13 protein-coding genes and 1 pseudogene are annotated in these 16079 nt (G+C 68.9%); 4 read left to right on the forward strand and 10 right to left on the reverse strand.

All coding sequences use genetic code 11. The features are described from left to right. The 5 genes from ABT186_RS45085 to ABT186_RS45105 all read right to left on the reverse strand — a co-directional run. Window positions 1-671, reverse strand: a 671-nt coding sequence (locus ABT186_RS45085) for an FAD-dependent oxidoreductase (protein ID WP_351930197.1), incomplete at its 3' end; no start/stop codon positions are given. Window positions 672-881: 210 nt separating this feature from the next. Continuing rightward, entirely contained in the window at window positions 882-1421 is a 540-nt protein-coding gene (locus ABT186_RS45090; protein ID WP_351930221.1) for a TetR/AcrR family transcriptional regulator, read from the reverse strand. Between the two features lie 22 nt (window positions 1422-1443). After that, the gene (locus tag ABT186_RS45095) at window positions 1444-2280 is read right to left on the reverse strand and encodes an alpha/beta fold hydrolase (protein WP_351930199.1); all 837 of its coding nucleotides are present in this window, start codon (window positions 2278-2280) and stop codon (window positions 1444-1446) included. Between the two features lie 162 nt (window positions 2281-2442). Further along, on the reverse strand, window positions 2443-4587 hold the full coding sequence (locus ABT186_RS45100) for a DUF6351 family protein (RefSeq protein WP_351930201.1): 2145 nt from the start codon (window positions 4585-4587) through the stop codon (window positions 2443-2445). A gap of 18 nt (window positions 4588-4605) precedes the next feature. Next, window positions 4606-5508 (reverse strand): SDR family oxidoreductase, encoded by a 903-nt coding sequence (locus ABT186_RS45105; protein ID WP_351930203.1) that lies wholly within the window; start codon window positions 5506-5508, stop codon window positions 4606-4608. 231 nt (window positions 5509-5739) lie between these two features. Here ABT186_RS45105 and ABT186_RS45110 point away from each other — a divergent pair, with 231 nt between their 5' ends. After that, a complete protein-coding gene (locus ABT186_RS45110) occupies window positions 5740-6690 on the forward strand; it encodes a LysR family transcriptional regulator (RefSeq protein WP_351930205.1) in 951 nt (316 codons plus the stop codon). 62 nt (window positions 6691-6752) lie between these two features. On the opposite strand, the gene ABT186_RS45115 is transcribed toward ABT186_RS45110, so the two are convergent. The 5 genes from ABT186_RS45115 to ABT186_RS45135 form a co-directional block, all read right to left on the reverse strand. Further along, window positions 6753-7112 carry a hypothetical protein gene (locus ABT186_RS45115; protein WP_351930207.1) on the reverse strand — a complete coding sequence of 120 codons (360 nt, stop codon included), beginning with the start codon at window positions 7110-7112 and terminating at the stop codon, window positions 6753-6755. 267 nt (window positions 7113-7379) lie between these two features. Further along, window positions 7380-8597: an FAD-dependent oxidoreductase gene (locus tag ABT186_RS45120; RefSeq protein ID WP_351930209.1), complete on the reverse strand. Its 1218-nt coding sequence runs from the start codon at window positions 8595-8597 to the stop codon at window positions 7380-7382. Window positions 8598-8822: 225 nt separating this feature from the next. Next, the gene (locus ABT186_RS45125; protein WP_351930211.1) at window positions 8823-10067 is read right to left on the reverse strand and encodes an FAD-dependent oxidoreductase; all 1245 of its coding nucleotides are present in this window, start codon (window positions 10065-10067) and stop codon (window positions 8823-8825) included. Between the two features lie 392 nt (window positions 10068-10459). Further along, window positions 10460-11434, reverse strand: a complete 975-nt coding sequence (locus tag ABT186_RS45130) for an amidohydrolase family protein (protein WP_351930213.1) — start codon at window positions 11432-11434, stop codon at window positions 10460-10462. A gap of 70 nt (window positions 11435-11504) precedes the next feature. Next, the gene (locus tag ABT186_RS45135) at window positions 11505-12221 is read right to left on the reverse strand and encodes an SDR family NAD(P)-dependent oxidoreductase (RefSeq protein WP_351930215.1); all 717 of its coding nucleotides are present in this window, start codon (window positions 12219-12221) and stop codon (window positions 11505-11507) included. A gap of 173 nt (window positions 12222-12394) precedes the next feature. Here ABT186_RS45135 and ABT186_RS45140 point away from each other — a divergent pair, with 173 nt between their 5' ends. The 3 genes and pseudogenes from ABT186_RS45140 (at window position 12395) to ABT186_RS45150 (ending at window position 15977) form a co-directional block, all read left to right on the forward strand. Continuing rightward, the gene (locus tag ABT186_RS45140) at window positions 12395-13447 is read left to right on the forward strand and encodes an Lrp/AsnC family transcriptional regulator (RefSeq protein ID WP_351930217.1); all 1053 of its coding nucleotides are present in this window, start codon (window positions 12395-12397) and stop codon (window positions 13445-13447) included. A 534-nt stretch (window positions 13448-13981) separates the two neighbouring features. Further along, window positions 13982-14758, forward strand: a complete 777-nt coding sequence (locus ABT186_RS45145) for a metallophosphoesterase family protein (protein ID WP_351930219.1) — start codon at window positions 13982-13984, stop codon at window positions 14756-14758. Between the two features lie 86 nt (window positions 14759-14844). After that, window positions 14845-15977, forward strand: a pseudogene (locus tag ABT186_RS45150) (IS630 family transposase). Window positions 15978-16079: the final 102 nt, after the last annotated feature.

Below are 16079 nucleotides of genomic sequence, written 5' to 3' on the forward strand. Positions count from 1 at the left end.
CGGACGGCCGCCGGCCCCGGGCTCCGGCGGGCCGCAGCGGCGGGGATCGGACGAGGGTCACGCGCAGGGGCGCCTCGAGCGCGTTCGCGCTGCCGCGGCGGCACGGGCCACCAAGGGGGCCGCTCGCACCAGGGCCCTCGTGCGCCGGGCGAACCTATGTCGGCTCGGGCCCCGATCAGGCAGCAGAGCAGCAGGGCGGTGTTCGCACCGTTGCCGCCGGTCGGAGAGGTGGCGTGGATGGCGTCTCCGAGCAGCGTGACCGGACCGGGCGCCCAGCGCTCGCGTGGCTCGACCACCCGGATGGACAGCAGGGTGCTGTTGTCCGGGTCGGCCTGCTCGATGAGCGCCTGCAGGTCCGGGTGCCAGCCCTGCATTCTGGACAGCGCGGCCTCCCGTGCCGTCAGGGTGTCGAGAGAGCCGTTCGGCGGGTGGATCATGGCCCAGCGCACATCGTCTTGACTGTCAGGGAGCGTTACTTCGGGTGCCAGTTTCTCCGCCGCTTCCTTTGGCGGAATGGGGAACCGCATCGCCGCGAGCAGCAGACTCACTCCGCCCCCGACGATCTTCCCGCCGTAGGCCCGGGACAGGTCGGCGAACTGCTCCGTCCGCGGCGTGCGGCCGATGACGAACCGAACGCCGGTGTCAATCGGGGTGGTCTGCGGCGTCAGCACCTGGCGAACCGCGGAGCCGACCCCGTCCGCCCCGACGAGCAGATCGGCGGTTGCCGGATCGCGCCTCGCGAACCGGGTTCGTCATGACAGCCGCACTCCTTGACCACGCGCCGGAGAACCGCTCCCCTGTTGGTGGCACGGCTATGGGGAGTCGCAATAGCCGACGAGGCAGGCCAAGGCGCCGATGATGTCGAAGCGGTCGGCGCGGCATCATTTTCGAACAGCGCGCAGGCCCTGGTCGGCGAAGGCGATCAGCCACTCGAAGCTCTCGTCGATGTCGGCGCTCCACTGGAAGCCGTTGGCCGCCTGCAGTGTGGCGAAGCCGTGGCAGAGGCTGCGGAGCATGCGCAGGGCGTGGTCCACGTCGGGCTCTGCGATCTCGTAGCCGCGCAGGACCGCCGTGAACGCGTCGAGCAGTCGCTGGCCCGCGGTTGCCAGCGGATCGTCCGGGCCGGACGGTTCCAAGCCGATCGTCGTCGCGTACCGGCCGGGGTGCTCCAACACGAAGGCGCGGAAGGCGCGCGCCGCGGCGGCCAGGGCGTCGCGGCCCGCGTATCCCTGGACCGCGCTGCCGACGGCGTCGGCGGCCTCGTTCAGCGCCAGAGCCGCGATGCGCCGGTTGAGGTCGTCCTGGCCGCCGACGTGCTTGTACAGGGACGGGGTACGCACGCCCACCCGCTCGGCCAGCAAACCCATCGTCAGGTCGGCCAGGCCCACCTCGTCGGCGAGCGCCGCACCGGCAGCGACCACGGCCGCGGGGTCCAGGCCGGCCCTAGGCACGTGCAACATCCGATCGGAGGAAGGAAAGCATGAGCGAAACCACCTGGTCGGGGAACTGGTCGTGCGGGTAGTGCCCCGCGCCCTCGATCATCTCAAGGCGACCCAGGCCGGCAGGCAGGGCCTCAACGATCGCCGACCCCTCGGCATACGGGTCGGCCCAGTCGGGGTCGAGCGTCCCCATCATGACCAGGACCGGGCAGCGGACGCCCGCGAGCTGCGCGCCGGCGTCGGTCGGGGCGCAGCGGCCCATGCCCTGCATGGCCTTCATCCGGCCCGGTTCGCGCAGCAGGGAGTCGATGAGGCCGAGTCGCTCGGCCCATCCGGCCGGCTTCACGCCGGGGTAGGCCACGTCGAGGTACGAGCGCCAGAGCGGCACACTGCCGAACACGCCCGCGCCGAGCAGCCGCAGCATGCCCTGCCGGAAGCGCTTCATCCGCAGGTCGCCGAGGCGGATCGACTGCTTGCGGGTGAACGGCGCCAACTCGACAACCGCGGTGATCAGCGAGGGTTCCTGTGCCGCGGCGATGGTGGCGGCGCCGCCGGAGATCGAGTGGCCGACGAGCACGGCCGGGCCGCCCAGATGGCGGATCACGGCGAGCAGGTCGCCGGCTATGGCGGTGCGGCTCCAGGCCGGCCAGCCGACGCTGGACTCGCCGCAGCCGCGCAGATCGACTGCGGCGACCCGATAGCCCGCCGCCACCAGTGACGGGACCACAGCACGGTACGCGGCGCGACTGTCGCCCATGCCGTGCGCGAGAAGGATCAGCGGGCCGGAACCCACGACCTCGTAAGCGATCGTGCCGCCGTCGACGGCAAGGTACTCGGTCACGACGTCCCCTTGATTCAGCTAATAGAATTAGCTATAAGCTAATCCTGTTAGCCCGACCTGTCAACCGACCATGGGCATCGGTGTATTCGTTGGCGCTGGGATTGCCCGGCACCTGCCTGCCCCTGTCAGTGCCAGGCGATCCGGACGCCAGCCCTCAGGAGGTCAACCCAAGCGGCGATGCGCGTAGTTGAGCCACGGGACCGCCTTGCGGTTCTGGCCGGCACCGGGACGGGTGTAGTCGCACACGCCGGTCGGGAAAGCCTGGCGCAGTTGGTTCTGCTCGGCGTAGGTGAACGTCACCGGGTAGTCAGCGAAGTTCAGCGGTCGCAGCGCACAGCTGAGGACGTTCTCGGCGCGCGGCTCGCCGGCTTGCAGCCGTGGGTCCGATCCCACCGGGTAGGTGGCCGCGCACGGCCCGCTCGCCGGGTCGGTCAGTGGTTGCTGGATGCGGCTGGTGGCGGACAGGTAGCAGCCGTCGGCGAGGCCGGCCGGCTTGTCCGTGATCACTTTGGTCTGCCGGCTGTGTGTGGAGCGGTCGGCTTCGATGTTCGTCAACCAGTGGTCCATGGCGGCCAGTTCGTAGCTGTTCGCGGCGGCCACCTGTTTCGGAGTGTTCTGGTTTTCGATGATCACCTGGTTGGCGGCGGTGCCGTTGGCCTGCGTCAGACGGGCCCGCATGACGAACGACCACTGAGTCGTGTGGAAGTCCCACAGGGGACCGCTGTTGTCCATGTCGACTCGCGCCTCGATGATCGGAGTGGTGCGCAGCCCCAGTCCCGCGCTGTCGACGATGTCGTCACGATAGGCCGCCTCCAGCGCACGCGGGTCCGCCTGGTTGCGCTGCGTCACGGGTGTGCCGGTCGTGTCGTAGCCGCCGATTCCGTCGTTGAGGGCGACGAACTGAGCCGGGCTGATCTGTCCGCGCTTCAGTGCCGCGAGACCGTACTGCATGCCCACGTTGTCCAGTGGGCGGCGCACGAAACCGGTGACCGGGTCACGGCCGAACTGGTTCGCGTACGACTCCACGGCGCTGCACTTCACGCCGTTCGGGTTGGTCATCGGATTCCAGATGGCCGCAGGTGGGATGGCGCTGTCGTTCGCGGTGATCTCCTTGTTGCAGCTGTCTGCGGCGGTGATCCGGTTGGCGAAGTAGTCATCGGCGGACACACAGGTGTCGTAATCGGGGAAGCCCGCCACCGCCTGCCGCTGTGCGGTGGTGAACGACGAGCCGGCCCCGGCGAAGAACCGGTCGAGCAGACGGCAGTCGGACACGTCCTTCATCACGGTGAGCGGATCGGGGAGGGAGTACCCGGGGACGATGCCGTCCAGGATGCCGGGGTAGGCGTCGGCGATGTCGTACTGCTGCATGGCCCCGCCGGACCCGCCCCAGCCGATGGTGTGGGCCACGGGGCCGTAGGTGTCGATGAAGTGTTCCTTGACCATCATCGCCGCTTCAGCGGAAACGATGGTGCTGCAGTTGTGGTCGAGCACGTTGAGGCTGGACGAGGCGACCGCGTAGCCCTGGGACAGGAACAGGTCGTCGAGCACCCCGCCGGTGCTGTTGCCCTGGTGGTGGCCGCCGTTGCAGCCGCCGCCGAACGTGTAGACCAGCCGGTCGTTCCAGCTCGTGTCCCGGCGCAACGGTGAGGGATCGGTACCGTCGTAGAGTGCGGCGGTCTGGTAGACGGCGCGGTCGATGGTGCCGCTCTCCAACCGGACGATGTACGGCACCGCACGCCCGTCGACCGTCGCGGTGGCCAGGTCGGCTGGGCGGTCGGCAGGGTGGGCCAGCGGGGCGAACGTACCGCCGGAGGTGCGGTACCGGTAGCTGACCACGGTGGGTGTGGAGCACAGCGGCTGGACGGCAGGGGCAAGGCCGAACGCTGTCGTTTCGCAGTAGAAGGGCCGCTGCCGCGGGCCGGAGAAGACCGGGCCGGACGCAGCGTGGTTGACCACGGTCAGCTCGGCAGCCCGCCCTCGGGACGTGGCCGTGATGTGGTTGGCGCCCGGCCGCAGGCCGGTGACCGATCCGAGCAGTGAACCGTCCGGCTGGCGCACGAACCCGCCGACCTCTCGTCCGTTCTCCCTCACCTGCACCGGGCCGTCGCCGGTCGCGGTGATCCGCACGAGCGCCCTGCCGCCAGTGATCAACCTCGGGTCCGGATTCGACACGGTGGCCATGTTCATGGAGGGCGGACCGGCCATGCGGGTTACCGCCGACGCAGGAACGGGCGCCGGCAGCACTGTGCCCAGCAGCACGGCGCCGGCCGAGGCCACGCCGGCCAGCGGGATGGGAATCGACTTCATGGGGAAGCTCTCGTCCTGCTAGTCGTTGAAGTAGTGGCCGTTGTCGAGGTCCGGGATGAGTGCCGGGTGTGCGGGATGCCATCCGAGTTGCTTGCGGGTCAGGGCGCTTGAGGTCGGGTTGTCGAGCGGCACGAGGGCGGAGAGGAAGCCGAAATGCTCGCCGGCCTCCTCGGCGGTGATGCTGACAACCGGTAGTTCCAGTCGACGGCCGATGGCCTCGGCAATGTCGCGGAAGGGCACGCCCTCCTCGCCGGCTCCGTGGAGTATCGCGCCGGCCGGGGCGGCTTCCACCGCCAGCCGGTACAGGCGCGCCGCGTCGAGGCGGTGCACGGCGGGCCAGCGGTTCGATCCGTCGCCGACGAAGGCCGACACGCCCTTGGCGCGGGCGATGTCGATCAGGCGCGGGACGAAGCCCTTGTCGCCTTCACCGTGCACGGACGGCGCAAGCCGCACGATCGACGCGCGCACCCCACGCTCGGCCAGCGCCACAGCCGCGCTCTCCGATGCGACCCGGGGCAGCACTGACCCCGGGGCGGGTGCGATCTCCTCGGTCCCCAGGCGTCCCGGCGCGATCATCGTGAGCATCAAGGTGCCCGAGGTGACCACCAGGGGCTTGTCCGTACCCTCGAGCGCCGCCCCGAGCGTGTCGACGGCACGCAGGTCCACTCGGCCGGCGCCGGCATAGTCCGAGAAGTCGTGGCTGAAGGCGAGATGGATGACGCCCTCCGCCGCGGCGGCACCGCGGCGCAGACTGTCGACGTCGTCGAGGTCCCCGCGGTGCACTGCGGCTCCAACGGCCGCCAAGGCCGCCGCGGCCTGGTCCGAACGGGCAAGCCCGACGACCTCGTGTCGGGCGTCGAGGAGTTCGCGGACGACCGCGGATCCGATGTATCCCGTCGCGCCTGTAACAAGAACACGCACCGTCAATTTCCTTTGGCTGCTTCGAGTTGATGGCTCTGGTCGGTACGGCCGCGGAATGCGGCCGAGGGGTGGTCCACCGGCTCGCGCGCATCGTGACGCCACGCGTCCCCGCGTCCCGCCCCGCCTCGCCGGACGGCTCGGCTTCGGTCGTCGGTGGATTGCCTGTCCAGTCAATCCGGCCCCGCAGCGGACCTGAAGGACCGATCCGGTCCCCGTTGATACCCTGTCGGTATGAATGATCTGGAGGTGCGGCAACTCCGGTACTTCGTGGCGGTTGCCGAGGAGCTGCACTTCGGGCGTGCGGCCGAGCGGCTGGGCATGGCACAGCCCCCGCTCTCGCGGGCGATCCGGCAACTGGAGCGCCAGCTCGGGGTGCGACTCTTGGAGCGCACCACACGTCAGGTCAGGCTCACCGCGGCCGGAGAGGTCTTCCTGCGCGACGCCCGGACCGCGCTCGACGCGGTCACGGCGGCCGGCAGGCGGGCCCGGCACGCAGGCCAGCCCGTGCCGCGGCTGCGGCTCGCGCTCAGGGCCGACTACGACGCCGGGCTGCTGCCGCAGATCCTCACCGCGTACCAGGGCGAGGTCGCGGCGACGCCGGTGGAGTTGGTGATGAGCGGCAAGGAGCAGGCGCAGGCGCTACGCGACGGCCGTGCCGATGTCGCATTGCTGTACGCCCCGTTCGACGACCGCGGTCTGGACGTCGAAGTGGTACTGACGGAGCCCGGCGTGGTGGTCCTGGCGGCTGCCGACCCCCTGGCCTCCCGCTCGTGTCTGCGTCGTGCCGATCTGGCCGAGCGAAGTCTTCCCGACGGAACTCCCGCCGACCAGATCGCCGGACTGCGCTCGCTCGGCATGGTCACCCGGGGCGGCCAGGACCAGCCGCAGACGGTCCAACGCGGGCTCGTGACCCAAGCCCCGCCCACTGCCATGAATCTGGCGCAGATCTTCAAACTGATCGAAGTGGGCAGTGTCGTCTTCTTCCTCCCCGCCTCGGTGGCGCGTCGCTACTCGCGGCCAGGGGTGGTCTACCAGCCCGTCAGCGACCTTCCGGCGGCCACGCTGGCCGTGGCCTGGCCCCAGGAGTCGCACTCGCCGGCCGTCGCGGCCTTCGTCCGTGTGGCCACGGCCGTCGCAGCTGCCGCTCAGGCCGAAGCGGGAACACCGCAGCGTCATGACTAGGTGTCTTCGGCACAGCGCGGGTGTGCGGTGGTCACGCGCGGTGGCTGCGGGCCCGTCGCCGGTTACCGCGCGCCGGCGGCCATGAGCTCCGGGACGACGGCCCGGGCGAGGGTCGTCGCCGTGTGTACGACGCCCACGATCGCGTCCTCGGGGTCCAGCCCGTACAGGTCGGTCAGGTTGAAGAGCGCTTCGGCGCTGACGACGATCGCGAGGTCGCGGTTGAGCTGCTCCATCGCGGCAGTGTCCGCGCCGAGGGTGTCGACCAGTGGGGCGAGCGCGTGTTCTATCAGGCCGAAGCGCAGGCCGGGGCGGGCGTCGGCCTGGTCGGGCCGGGTGCGGGGATCCGGGGTGTGGCTGAAGTCGGCCGGGTTGGTCGCCAGGCCAACGCGCAGGCATCCCGCCAGGTCTGCGCCGATGTCCACTCCGATTGATGGTCGGGGAGTGGCCAAGCCCGGCCGAGACGCAGTGGAAGAGCGATTTCGCCGTCGTCGTCAGTGCCAACACTCTTCGCCCTCACCGATCCGCTCGGCGCTGACCCCGGCGCTGCCGTTGTCAGCGCCGTCCGTAGCGCGACCGCCTTGACCCAAGCCGCCGTGAAAGGGAATGTCGCCGCCCGCCCGCCGAAGTCGCTTGACGCCCTCCGTAACCAGCGTGCGTCGGCCTTCAGGCGTGGCCGACACTCGTACGGGTCATGCAGGCAGGGAACGGTGTCCGATGAGGTGCTCGCCGGCTGCGGCGGAGGCCCGCACGGCGTCATATCCGCAGGCGCGCATCGCGCTCTCGTAGTCGCCGATCGCGGACAGCAAGGGTTTCGCGCCGGAGGCGGCAGCGACGAGTTCGGTCCACAGCGCCTGGGCGTCGCGCAGGGCGGTGTTGGCGCCCAGTCCCAGAGCCGGGCTCATGGCGTGGACCGCGTCGCCGACGATGGTCACCTGTGTCGGCCCCCGTGGTGCTGCGGGGACGTGGCTGCGCAGGGTCAGGGGTTGCACGGTGTCCACGTCCCACAGACGGACGAGTGTGATCAGGTCGGGATGCCAGGACGCAACCCGCTGCAGGGCGTAGCGCTTCAGATCCACGGGGGAGGACGTGTACAGCTGGGTGTCGTCAGGCATCCGGGTGGCCTTGGCGCTGAAGATGCCCGGCGCGAAGTCGCGGCGGACCTCGTCCCGGAACGCCGGGTCGCACTCGCGGACCAGGGGTGTGCGTGGGTTGCTGCGTTCCAGGGGCGCGAAGCTGACGATGTCGTGGTGGGGGCCGTTGACCAGTGTGAAGGCGGAGTACAGCTGCGTGGGGATGCGACTTTTGGTCTCCTCGGTGAGTGGGATCTTCGCCGCGATGTGGCGGGCCTCAAGGTCGACGGTGCTGTGGTCCGGCAGGCGTTGTGCGCGCACGGCGGAGTTGATGCCGTCGGCGCCGACCAGCACGTCGGCTTCCGCGGTACGACCGCTGGCGAGGTGCACGGTGATGGTGGCGTCGGGATGGCTTTGGTAGCCGGTGACCCGTGCACCGAAGCGGACTGTCCCCTCCAGGCCGGTGTACAGGATCCTGCGCAGGGTCGAGCGGTCGACCACCAGGTGTTCGGGGACGTCGGCATTCGGGTTTCCGGTGCCGCGGGAGGCGGTGAGCTCACGGACCGGGCCGGGATTGAGCTGCTCGTCGAAGAGGAGCGCGTCCTGGCGCGGGATGCCGGCCGTGGCCAGGAACAGTTCACGTGTGCGGGGGTCCAGAACGTCATTGATCGCCGTAGTTCCGGTGGAGTTGATGTGCAGTCGGTAGCCGGGGTTGCGGGCGATCAGGTCGGGGTCGCGCTCGAAAACCCTGACATTCACGCCGTTGTGGTGCAGTCGGCGGGCCAGGGTGAGACCGGCGAGGCCGGCGCCGGCGATGGCGACACGGAGAGTAGGCATGAGTTCTCCAGTTCAAGCGCTGGGACATGCGGAACTGCCGGGAACCGACCCGCATCCCAACCGACGTGACTGCGGGCGGGAGGCCGGTGCAGCAGGGGCCTGGTAGCGCCTGCGGTGGGCGAGTGGTGCGGTCCCGGTGATGTCGGGCTGCTGTCAGGCCGGAGGGTGCCCGACAGCAGCCCGAGGGGGCCCGGCACCGGCTGGGGTTGGTCCTGGGCGGGCCGGTCAGTGCTGCGGGTGGGCGTTGCCCGTCGGCGGCAACTGCGGTGCGGGCAGCCGGTCCTGGCCGACGAGGCGGTGACCGCGCTCGGCCGATTCGCGGACGGCGCTGAAGCCGTAGTCGCGCATCTCGTCCTCGTAAGCCCGTAGGGCGTCTGTGAGCGGTCGACCGGCGGCGGCCTCGACGAGACGGGACGTGAGAACGCGGGCGTCGCGCAGCGCGGTGTTCGCGCCCACACCGATGGCGGGGCTCATGACGTGGATGGCGTCGCCGAGGAGCGTGACCGCGTTCGTTTCCCATGCGGTGACGGGCACGCTGGTGCGGACCGAGACCGGGAAGATCGAGGCCGGGTCCTGGCGGGAGACGATCTCCGCCAGCTTGGGGTGCCAGCCCTCCAGCAGCGACAGGGTCATCGCCCGGAGCTCGGTACCGCTCATGGCGAACAACTGCTCGTCATCGCGGGGGAGTTGCTCCCGACGGGCGCCGAAGACGCAGGCTAGGTAGTCGCTGTCGTCGCTGAGCTCGATCCCGGGAGCCAGCCTCGCGGTCACCTCGCGCTGCGGCTCGCGGTACTGCACCGGCGCGAGCCCGAGGAAGCGCCGCTGCGGGCCGATGACAGTGGTCCACAGGCCCAACAAGTCGGAGGGGACCAGTTCCTGGGCCGCATCGCCGACGAGCGGGACCTTGCCGTACAGCAGCCGCAGCCCCGCGTCGACGACTTGAGTCTTGGGCAGACGCTGCCTTCGGGTTGCAGAGTTGACTCCGTCGGCACCGATCAGCACGTCCCCGGTGGCGCTCGTCCCGTCCGCGAAGTGCGCGGTCACCGTGCCCGAGTGATTGGTTTCATAGCGGGTGAGCGCGGAGCCGTAGTGCACGGACTTCTCCAGCCCGGCCAGCAGGATCTGGCGCAGGGTCCTGCGGTTGACCGCCAGGTGCCCGCCGCCCGGCAGGTCCTCCACCACCGGCAGTTCCTGCGCGTGCAGCAGGCCCAGCCGGTGGTCGAAGGAGTCCATCCGTGCCCCGGGTGTTCCGGCGGTGGCGGCGAACACCTCGAACGCCTGCGGCGTCAGCAGCGCCTTGAGCGCGGTGATGCCGTCCGGATTGATGCGGATGCGATAGCCCTGGTTGCGGAAGTCGGGGCCGGGGTCCTTCTCGTGGACGGCGACGCTGATGCCCGCCCGCTGGAGTCCTTGTGCGAGAGCAAGGCCGCCCAGGCCGCCCCCGGCGATGATGGCATGCAGATCCGACACAGTTGTGTCCCTTCTCGATCATGTTACGAAAAGGGACGCACCGGACGTGCCTCCATGGGCACCGTACGAGCGAGTGATCGCCATCCGGACTACCTACCGGACCGTGACTTTCGTACGTCCGTCAATGACCGTAACAGACAACCGGGCCTCGTCAACCCCCGCACCGAGGCGGTACCTGTTGTCCCGATGCCGCTTCCATGTGCCTGCCCGCGGGGGCCGGCACATGGAGTGGGGGCGTGGAACTCAGGACCGGCCTGGCCTCACGAAGGCGTCGACGAAGGTGCTGACGAGGCCCGTCTGGGCGAGGACGAGGCCCTGCTCGGAAAGCGCGGTCGGGAGTCGTCACACCAGGCCGAGCCGTGGAAGGGAAGCCGATGATGAAAGATCCCGGTCTATAGGCCGATACCGAACAAGGATGCAGCGTTTCCGGAAGAGAACTGTTGGCGCTCTGTCTCGGAGGAGAAGTGACCCAAGAAAGAACCAATTTCCTCTTTGGTCGGCCGTTGGAAGGGGTAGTCCGTGGCGAACATCAAACGGTCGACCGAGGTCACCGACAGAGCATGATGCAGGTGAGCCGGGTTGAGCATGCCGGAGGCGGTGATGTGGAAATTCGATCGGACGCAGTCGGACACGGAGCGCTGCAGGCCGGCGGTCCGGGAGATGCTGTTGGCCCGATCGAGCCAGAAAAGCAACGTCTCTCCCCAGTGGCCGAGCACGATCTGGAGGTCGGGATGACGGTCGAAAGTACCTCGGAGGATCAGCCGCAAGGCAGCTGTTGCGGCGTCCAGGTGCCATCCCCAGCCGAAAGTGGCCAGGGCGAGTTCCGTCATGGGGTCGAATCCTCGGTATGAGGCGTCACGGACAGCTCGCGATGGCAATTGGGGATGAATGAACACGGGCTGACCGAGTTCCGAGGCCACGCCGAAAAAATCGTCGTAGACGGGATCGTCGAGAAACAGGTCCCCTGATCGGCCGTACACCATGGTTCCCACGTGCCCCATACTCGCGGCTCGTTCAAGCTCGGCTGGGACGTCCTTCGGTGAGGACATGGGCAGGGTGGACATCGAGCGAAGACGGGCAGGGTTTCGGGCGACGGCCGCCGCGGCCACGTCGTTCGCGGCGCGACTCAGCGCCAGGGCTTCTCCGGGTGGCAGCGACTGGGTTCCCGGCGGCGTCAGGGCGAGGATCGACACGTCGACACCCTGCGCGTTCATCGCCGCGATCCGGCCCGCCTCCAGGTCCTCCAAGCGCTCCTGGTTGTCGTCCATTTCCCCAAAAACGAGACTTTCATCCGGGTGCGGCAGGGCGTGGAGGGCAGCCGTCAGATCCGGCATGCTCCAGTGTTCTTCGATGGCGATGATCGGCACGATCTCCTCCTTGAGGCCGCTCCAAGCCGGCCGGTGGCGAGCGGTGAGTGCTGGGGTGGGCCCGCAGGGATCACCAGGGGACGGTCTGGCCGAAGCGGTCCAGATATGCCAGGCCGGGCGTGCCCAGTCGGGAGAGCAAGACGTCCACCAGCAAGGGGACGGTCTCCTCGATGGTGTACGGCGCATCCGGACCGCCCAGGGCGGTGCGTATCCAGCCCGGCGCCATGAGCACGAAGGCGCGCCGCGTCTTTTCCTGCCGGGCCGCGAAGCTCCGCAGGAACATGTTCAGGGCTGCTTTGCTCCCCCGGTAGACCTCGCGGCCTCCCGTCGCGTTGTTCGTGATGCTGCCCTGTCCGGAGGACATCGCCCCGATGAGTCCCGCCAGGGACACCAGGTCTTCGAGGGCTTCGATGACGCGCATGGGGCTCAGTGCGTTGGTGACCATCACGTCGATGAAGTCGGCCGTCGCAACCCCGCCGATGGGCGTCTGCTCATTGTTGGTCGTGCCCGCGTTGACGAAGAGCACGTCGAGTCGGCGGTGCGCCAGACGTTCGTGCAGCGGGGGCAGGTGGCCGGGGTCGTTGATGTCGAGATGCTCGATGGTCACCCGCCCGTCGGCGCGGTTTGCGAGGTCGTGCAGCGGCGTTCGGGCGGTGGTGTCGCGAGCGGTGCCGACGACGTTCCAGCCCCTGCCGAAGAACTCCGCCGCCAACGCGTGACCGAGGCCGCGCGAGGCCCCGACGATGAGAGCGGTCGGTGGGTGTTGTTCGGTGGAGGTCGATGACATGCAGCGTCATCTCCGTTCTTCCAGCGTTGGACTACGTTCGGGCATCGGTCGAGGCCCCGGGATCGGCACAGGGCGGTGCCCGCTGCCGCGGCCCTTCAACCCGTGCGGTTCAAGTGTTTCGTCCGCACCCCATCGCAGGCGAGCTACGAGGGCTCGTTTGTAGGATTGGCGACATGGCAAGGGCGCTCATGACGGAATCCGCTTCGATTCAGCCCGAGGATGTGCGAATCATTCGTGCGTTGCAGATCTCTCCGCGGGCTTCGTTCGCCGCGATCGCGACCGCCCTCGGTCTGACCGAGGGCGCCGTCAACCGCCGGTATCGCCGGCTACGCGCCGACGGCGTCATCCGCGTGGCCGGCGTGGTGAACCCGGGTGCCCTGGGGCAGAGCAGGTGGCTGGTGCGGCTGCGCTGCCGTCCCGGCAGTGTCGCGGCGATCGCCGACGCGCTCGCCAAGCGTGACGACATCAACTGGGTAGCCCTGGGTGCGGCGGGCTGCGAGGTCACCTGCGCGACGCAATCCCGGACGCGGGAACAACGCGAGGATCTCCTGATGCAGCGACTTCCCCGCACCGCGGCGGTGATCGACATCAACGCCTTCGCCATGCTCCGGCAGTTCCTCGGAGGTCGCGGCCACTACTGGTCCGCCCTGCAGGGCACACTGTCCCCTCGGGAGGAAGCAGCGTTGGGTAGCGGCGGGCCCCCTTTCACCGAGTCTCCGGTCGTCACCCGCGAGCCACTGCGCCTCACCCCCGAGGACGAGAAGTTGCTCGATACGCTCGCCGCAGATGGCCGCGCCAGTCTCGTCGATCTCGCCACAGCGGCAGACCTCACTCCGGGACGCGCCTCGCGGCGCCTCGAGGCTCTGTTCCAGCATCGCGTCGTCCACATCGACGTCGAGATCGCCGCAGCAGCCTTGGGCTATCACGCTCGCGCGCACCTCTGGCTTCGCGTGCACCCGTCGGCGGTGAAGAGCGCGGGCCGCACACTCGCGCAGGAACCCGAGATCGCCTTCGCCGCAGCCATCTCCGGGCCCTGGAACATCCATTCCGTCGCACACACCCGGGACCTCGACGAACTGTTCGAGTTCACCTCGGAACGCATCGGGTCCCTGACCGGACTGCAGAGCATGGAGGTCTCACCCGTGCTGAAGTACGTCAAACAGGCTGGCACCCGCCTCTTGGATGATCGCCTCGTCGAGCCGTCCAGCGCTCGCGCGCGACGCTGAGAGGCTGTGCCGCGACCAGCCGCTCGACGGGTGCCGAACCTGCTGAGGCGTCTTCCACCGCAAGTCGGAAGAGGCGCGCCGCGACTCAAGGGCGGCCACGGCCTCGGCGCTCATCTCGTGCCGAGCCGCGACCGCGGAAGAACGATGGCCTCGTGCAACTAAGAGCTTGCGCAGATAGGTGGTCCAGGGAGTCCCGGTGACAAGGCGAGCACAGGTCCCGTGATCATGGGAGCCGCGACGCTCTGTGATCACTGGGGGGACTTGTGCCTGTACCGCTGGTGGGGCAACACGTTCGCGGCCAGGGTCTGACACATCGGCCAGATGACGGCACCGAGCAGCGGTCCCCGACGTCCGATGTCCGTCGGTGTAGTGCCGTGTCAGGCAACGTTTGCCTCGGATGAAGGGTGATCTCCCGGCGGACTCCCCGGACCGTTAGGTTGACGAGATGAAGATTCTTCATCTGTCCGATACGCACCTCGACCGTGCAGGGGCCCCGACGCCGACGGTGCCGATGGCACCGCGGCACTGCGGCGCATGCTCGCCGACCTGGTCCACCTGAGCGACCTTGATGCTGTCATCGTTACGGGAGACGTCGCGGACGACGGATCCAGTGAGGGGTACTCGCGAGCTCGTGAACTCCTTGGCGGCTACGCGAAGGAGCGGGGCGCACCGGTGTTCTACGCGACCGGGAACCACGACGAGCGGGCGGCGTTCACCGAGGTGCTCGGCTGCGGCCACACCCGCCCCGACACGGTCTGCGACGGGCCCGACGGCGAGCGGGCCGCGGCGAGCACGATCGACGGCTGGCGCGTGGTCACCCTCGACTCGCTCGTGCCGGGCAAGGGTTACGGCCAGATCAGCCGTGCCCAGCTTGACTGGTTGCGCGAGGTACTGGCCGCGCCTGCGCCGCGTGGAACGATCTTGGGCTTCCATCACCCGCCGATTGCGCTGGAGGTCGAGGTGCAGCGGGCGCTGGGTCTGCAGAATGCCGACGATTTGGCCGCGGTGATCCGCGGGACCGATGTGCAGCTCATCCTCTGCGGCCACTTTCACCTTCAGATCTTGGGGCATCTGGAGCAGGCGACGGTCTGGGTCACGCCCGGGGTGGTCAGCCGCATCGACCTGACCGCCCGGCCCGGCACCGAGCGCGCCGTGCACGGCCCTTCGGCCTCCCTGGTCCAGCTCGGCACGGCGAACGGACCGCTCATCCACACCCTTCATGCCCGTGACCCCCGCGTGGGCGAGACGGTCTACGAAGCCGATGAGGAGGAGATGCGGCAGGTCATCGAGGACCTCGGCCCCACCGGGTGAGTCCGAAGTGAATGTAAGCGGCGCCAGGCGGATGTGACGTGCGGTGGGGGCAGGGGTGGGCGGCACGCATCGGCCATGCTGGCCTGGTGGCCGAACCGGTGCGCGTGCGCGAGATTGACGATGAGGAGGGCCGGAGCCTGCTGCGGATCATCCGCCGCGGCACCGGCTCGGTGGTGACCTGGCGGCGGGCCCAGATGGTGCTGCTCTCAGCCCAGAGCATGCCGGTGGCGAAGATCACCGAGGTGTCGTTCACCAGCACGGACCGGGTCCGCGACGTGATCCACAACTTCAACACCGACGGCTTCGCCTCGCTCTACCCGAAGTACAAGGGTGGCCGGCCGAAGACCTTTACCCTGCCCGAGCGCCGCGAGATCAAGAAGATGGCCAAGTCCAGGCCCACCGAGCACGGCCTGCCGTTTTCCACCTGGAGCCTGACCAAGCTGGCAGACTTCCTGGTCGCCGAGGGGGTGGTCGACGACATCAGCCACGAGGGCCTGCGCATCCTGCTCCGCGAGGAAGGCGTCTCCTTTCAACGCCTGAAGACCTGGAAGACCTCCCGCGATCCGGACTACCGGCCAAGAAGGCCCGTGTCGAGCACCTGTACGCCATCGCCGACGGCGAGGTCATACCCGAAGAAGGCGAGCCCGACGTGGTGTTCTGCATAGATGAGTTCGGACCGCTCAACCTGATGCCGCACCCGGGGCGGCAGTGGGCCCAACGCAGTGGCGGGCGCAAGGACCCCGACCACGAACCCCGCCGCAGGCGCCGGGCCACCTACAACCGCTACGGCGGGGTACGGCATCTCTTCGCCGCCCTGGACCTCACCCGCGACAGGTTCTACGGCCACATCAAACCGGCCAAGAGGCGGACGCAGTTCCTGGAATTCTGTCGCTACCTGCGCAGTCTCTACCGGCCCGAGGTCCGCATCGCGATCGTCTGCGACAACTTCTCCCCGCATTTGACCACGAAGAAGTGCCAGCGCGTCGGCATCTGGGCCGCCGCGAACGACGTCGAGATCGCCTACACCCCGACGAACTCCTCCTGGCTCAACCGCATCGAGGCCCAGTCCACCGCCCTGCGGTATTTCACCCTCGACGGCACTGACCACGCCACCCACAAACAGCAGGGCAGCATGATCCGCCGCTACATCATCTGGCGAAACCGCCATGCCGACGACCGGCGCCTACGCGCCGTCGTCGACAGGGCGAACGTTGCCTGACACGGCACTAGTGTCGTGCGCCGCAAATCACACGGGTAAGTTGCTACTCTTTTCGGGTGTCGCATCCGGGGCCTTCCGCAGTGTCGATCACGTTGTCTGAGG

The sequence above is a fragment of the Streptomyces sp. NPDC001634 genome (assembly GCF_040298185.1).
GTDB lineage: Bacteria > Actinomycetota > Actinomycetes > Streptomycetales > Streptomycetaceae > Streptomyces.

Coding starts and splice junctions, on each gene's coding strand:
- ABT186_RS45100 (WP_351930201.1), bottom strand. CDS start 4,587: ATGAAGTCGATTCCCATCCCGCTGGCCGGCGTGGCCTCGGCCGGCGCC.
- ABT186_RS45110 (WP_351930205.1), top strand. CDS start 5,740: ATGAATGATCTGGAGGTGCGGCAACTCCGGTACTTCGTGGCGGTTGCC.
- ABT186_RS45120 (WP_351930209.1), bottom strand. CDS start 8,597: ATGCCTACTCTCCGTGTCGCCATCGCCGGCGCCGGCCTCGCCGGTCTC.
- ABT186_RS45135 (WP_351930215.1), bottom strand. CDS start 12,221: ATGTCATCGACCTCCACCGAACAACACCCACCGACCGCTCTCATCGTC.
- ABT186_RS45140 (WP_351930217.1), top strand. CDS start 12,395: ATGGCAAGGGCGCTCATGACGGAATCCGCTTCGATTCAGCCCGAGGAT.
- ABT186_RS45145 (WP_351930219.1), top strand. CDS start 13,982: ATGCTCGCCGACCTGGTCCACCTGAGCGACCTTGATGCTGTCATCGTT.